Source organism: Helicobacter sp. 11S02596-1, from assembly GCF_002272825.1.
GTDB lineage: Bacteria > Campylobacterota > Campylobacteria > Campylobacterales > Helicobacteraceae > Helicobacter_J.
Genome location: NZ_MLAM01000033.1, coordinates 1 through 891, shown reverse-complemented (window position 1 = coordinate 891; position 891 = coordinate 1). Strand labels below are relative to the sequence as shown.

The 891-nt window shown below is 40.2% G+C and carries 1 protein-coding gene; it reads left to right on the top strand.

Going from position 1 to position 891, the window contains the following annotated elements; genetic code table 11:
* A partial coding sequence (locus BJI48_RS09225; protein ID WP_143428802.1) for an autotransporter outer membrane beta-barrel domain-containing protein occupies positions 1–891 on the top strand: 891 nt, incomplete at both ends.

Genomic DNA, 891 nt, shown 5'->3' with positions numbered 1-891 from the left:
CTTGCGCTTAGCTATGGCTATAATAGTATTAAATCCTCTTCTACCTCTTTCAATAACACTATTACAGGTAAAGCCAATCTCTTTGAAGTAGGGGCTTACTATTCATTTATCCAAGAAAATGCCCAAGGCTCAGGAATCTATTCTGATACGATACTCAAATATGGCTTTATCAATAACCATATCACTACGGCGAGTAATATCTCTGGAGATGATAAACTCAATACCTCCACACTCTCACTAGGAGAAGAAGTAGGTTATCGCTTTAATTTTAATCTCAACCCTAAGAATACCCCCATCCATCACGCTATCTATCTGGAACCTTCCTTTGAAGGCGTGCTAGGGTATTTGGGTGATGGGAAGTTTAAAGAAATCAATACTACGGCTTTCTTAAATTCTCAAATCAGCTCTATGGTAGCATTCCGAGCTAAAGTAGGGGGCACACTAGGCTATAGCCTTGTTACCCCAAAGAATAGAACCGACTTTAGGCTAGGGGCATTTTATGTAGGGGATTTCCTTGGAGGTTCCCATATCCATCTCCAAACCAATCTTTCTAATGCCACCCAAGAACTTAAGAGCAACCATATGGGAATGGTTTCTGTAGGCATCAATTCCTTTATCACCAAAGACATTAGACTTTATTTGGATGTCGATGCGGGCTTTGGAGGCAAATACTATAATCAAGACTATTTGGTATCCCTGGGAGGACGCTATAGCTTTGGAGAAAGAACCAGCACTAAAGTCCAAGAACTCCAAAGAAACCAAACCAATCCAACCAACCAACCTAGCCCATCAAGCTTTGAGAAAAACCTCACGCCTGAACAAAGAAAACTCTTAAAGAATAAACAAGTCCTTATTCTTAAAACCAACAATAAAACCCATTGCCAAGGTTGT